Origin of the sequence: Williamsia sp., assembly GCF_016462415.1 — a bacterium.
Lineage (GTDB): Bacteria > Actinomycetota > Actinomycetes > Mycobacteriales > Mycobacteriaceae > Williamsia_A.
Genome location: NZ_JAEMTF010000186.1, coordinates 1 through 3,672 on the forward strand (window position 1 = coordinate 1; position 3,672 = coordinate 3,672).

Annotated in this window: 4 protein-coding genes; all 4 read left to right on the forward strand. The window is 66.3% G+C overall.

All coding sequences use genetic code 11. The features are described from left to right. Positions 1-408: 408 nt before the first annotated feature. Complete coding sequence (locus tag JHC79_RS22920; protein ID WP_296395247.1) at positions 409-849, forward strand: hypothetical protein; 441 nt, start codon at positions 409-411, stop codon at positions 847-849. 9 nt (positions 850-858) lie between these two features. After that, on the forward strand, positions 859-1,533 hold the full coding sequence (locus JHC79_RS22925) for a DUF5819 family protein (RefSeq protein WP_296395249.1): 675 nt from the start codon (positions 859-861) through the stop codon (positions 1,531-1,533). Then, positions 1,530-2,603, forward strand: coding sequence for a hypothetical protein (locus tag JHC79_RS22930; RefSeq protein ID WP_296395250.1), 1,074 nt, complete (start codon positions 1,530-1,532; stop codon positions 2,601-2,603). Before JHC79_RS22925 ends, JHC79_RS22930 begins: the two co-directional genes overlap by 4 nt. Further along, the coding region (locus tag JHC79_RS22935; RefSeq protein WP_296395252.1) for a serine hydrolase domain-containing protein at positions 2,604-3,672 on the forward strand (1,069 nt) is incomplete at its 3' end.

Genomic DNA, 3,672 nt, shown 5'->3' on the forward strand with positions numbered 1-3,672 from the left:
AGACGGGTCTGTACGCGGACGGTGTCGAGGTCGACGAGGTGGGCCCGGAGGCCCGCCGCGGCTGGGCGGTCGGCCGCTACGTCTGATCGAAGCGGACTATTCGCGCATATGGCCCGAATCAGTCGCGGATCTGCCTCGCGGTCAATGTCTTTCGATCTCGCAGGGCGAAACATTACCCTTGCAAATAATCGCGGCCTGTTCTAGTTTCAGTGCACGCGCCCCTCGCGGGGTTCCCGGTCTCCGTCCCAGACGAGCCGGACGACGCGGATTGTTGCATCGACTGTTGTTGCGTGCCCGAGCCCGGTCACGCGATCTCTCGCACACGGGACCCGCGTCTGCGAAAGCGCGGATCTGATTGCTCGAAATGTGTTGTGGGGGAACCATTCCACGAGTAGGAGAGGTCCTATCATGAATTCTCGAACCAGGATGACCGCGGTGGCCACGGCAGTGGCCGCGGTTGCGGCCGTCGTCACCGGCCCGGCTGTGGCCGACGCCGCGCCGGCCACCACGCCCAAGCCCACGTCGGCGTCGGCCGAGTCGGCAGCGCCGAGTTCCCCGAGCGCTGAGATCCTCGGCACCGACACCGTCGCGCAGCCGCGGTTCTTTCACGACATCGCCAACGATGTCGTCGCCGGTGTCACCGGTGCGGTGGGCGGCAAAGCCGTCGAGACCGCCGTGAAGGTGACGGCGAAAGCCGTCACCGCCGTGAAGTCCTCGAGCTCGGAGTCCTCCTCGAGCTCGGAGTCGAGCAGTTCCTCCTCGTCGAGTGCGGGCAACGCCCGCATCTACGACTCGGTGAGCGTGTCGAGTGATCCGCTGGACGCTCAGTTCGACGTCCCGACGAGCTGACCTGCCCCTGTGACCGATCAGGACTCGACGGAGAAGGTGGGCCGCGGCCCCAAAGCCCTGGTCTGCCTTCTCCTCCTGTGCGCGGCGGTCTACGCCGTCTGCGCCATCGTGGTCGACATGCCGTCGTCACCGGTGCAGACCCGTATCGCGCAGCCGGCGAACAAGGTCATCCACCCGGTGTTCGACCAGGACTGGCAATTGTTCGCGCCCACCCCGGCCACCTCGAACAGCCTGATCAAGGTGACGGCAGTGACCGAGAGTGGGGGGACGCTTACCACGCAGGCGCCGTTCGACATCGAGGCCCCGCTGGAGAAGGAGGCGATAGCGAACCCGGTGCTGCCCACCAAGCTGGCCGGACTGAGCCTGGCCGCCAACGAGGAGTGGAACACCTACCGCACCAAGCTGCAGGCGATCAAGAGCACGGTGGCGCCCGAGAACCGCACTGCGGCGATCACGGCACTCGATCACGAGTACCGCTACACCTATGACAGCCTCGACCGCGCCGCCTCGTACTACGCCCACGCCCGGTTCCCGGGCACGCAGATCGTCAAGGTGCGCGTGACGTTCTACAAGCAGGACATGGTCCCGTTCTCCCGCCGGAACGATCACCCGATCATGCCGGTCAAGCCGTTGCTCCAGACCTCGTGGCTGCCCTACATCGCCGACATCGACGGTGGGTCATGAGGACCGAGGAGCCAACGACCCTGCGGAACAGGATTGTTCACGCATCCGACGTCATCGACCGGTGGTTGCTGCGGGTCGGTACCACCGAACATCGTCTGATCGGCCTGTCGATACTGCGCCTGGTCGTCGGGGTCTGCGGCGTCGAGTACTACGTGTCCGACCTGGGGCACCGCGACATGCTGTGGGGGCCGAACGCGTACATCTCGATCGCCGACGCGCGCGGCACACTGCCGGAACCGCTGACGTCGCTGTACTTCTGGTCGCATTCCGAGCTCTGGTTCAACGCGGTGTTCTTCGTCGGTCTCGCGGTCGCAGCGCTCTTCACGGTCTACGGCGGCCGCGGCCTGACGTTCGTGCACCTGATCTTCATGTGGTCCATCTACGACCGCAATCAGGACGTCCTCGAGGGCGGTGACAATCTCGTGCGCATCATTCTGATCTTCATGGTGTTCGCGGTGACGAACCGATACCTGACACCTCGGTCGAAGTCGTTGCGGAAGCGGTCCTTCGCACCTGCTCATCGGCCGCAGTGGAGGTACCTGTCGACATCCGCCCACAACATCGCCGCCACCCTCATCGTGTTCCAGGTGGTGGTCGTCTACGCGGTCGCTGGGTACTACAAGCTCACCGGATCGATGTGGAACACCGGGGTTGCCGCGTACTACGTCAGCCACATCAACCAGTTCACCATGTTCGGGCTGTACCCGAGCGCGATGAACAACCTGTGGCTCGGGTGGTTCGTCAGTACGTTCACCATCGTCGTCGAGTGTGCGGTCCCGTTCGTCATCGTCACCCGGCGTCGATGGCTCCGCGAGATGGTCGTCGCCGGTCTGGAGTCGATGCACGTCGGGATCATCGTGTGCATGGGTCTAGTCGCGTTCGGCCTCATCATGATCGGTGCCGACTTCACCCTGCTCAAGGACAGCGACTACCGGAACCTCGGAGCACGGGTGCGACGGATACGGCAACGACGCCGCCGTGCCGCCACCGGGACACCGGTCGCCGACGAGACGACTGCGCAGGAGCGCCCCAAGGTCCTTGCGCACGCGACCGCGACGGTGGCCCGTTAGATGTCGGTGGCGTCCGCGATCTACGAGAACGTCACGGGTGCAGTCAGCCTCGTGGTGGCGATCGTCGTGCTCTCTCGCGTTCTGCTGTGGTTGCGAGCTCATGCGCACCGGCCGGCGACGGCCACGGGCGACAGCGAACTCGCCGGCCTGCTCGACACCCTCGTCACCCACCGCACGCATCGACTCGCCGTGATCGTCGCCGAGGAAGGTCGGTCACCGCGGACCGCGTTCGTCGACGCGTCCGCGGAGGACCGTTTCGAACTCGGCTCCCTGAGCAAGGCGGTGACCGGACTGGTGATCGCAGATGGCATCGATCGCGGGGAACTGACCCTCGGCACCCGTCTCGACTCGCTCGTCGACGGCATCACGCCGTCACTGAGCGACATCACCGTGGCCCGGTTGGTCACGCACACATCGGGTCTCCCGCGACTGCCGTCGACTGCGGGCATGACCCTGCGGGCGCTCGCCCACGGCCTGTTCCTGACCAACCCCTACGCGCGGATGTCGGAGCAGCGGGTGCTGACCGACGCGGCGCGGTCGCGGCGGGGCCGGGTGGGGGAGTCGCTGTACTCCAACCTCGGGGCATCCGTCGCCGGGATCAGCGTGGCTGCTGCGCAGGGTGTCTCGTACGCAGAGCTGGTGCAGAGCCGGTTGTTCACCCCGATCGGGATGACCGCTACGTCGGCGTCGTCGGCGGGGACGCCCGCACCGCGCGGTTGGCACGGTGGCCGACGTGCGGCACGGTGGCGGATGGACGGGTACGCACCGGCCGGTGGGGTGGTATCGACACCGGCGGACATCGCGCGGCTGGCCCAGGCCATCGCCGACCGGACCGCCCCCGGCATCGACACCTCAGTCGAACCTGTCGGCGCAGGTCACGGGATCTTCTGGGTGCTCGGCGGCGACCGCGGTGGGGTCTGGCACAACGGTGAGACCGGCGGGTACTCGAGCTACCTGAGGCTCGAGGTCACTCCCGTGCGGCGGGTGGTGGTCGTCGTCGCGGATTCGATCCCGGCCGAAGAACAACAACGCATCGCCGAGAAGATCGGCGATGCGTTGTCGGTCAGAT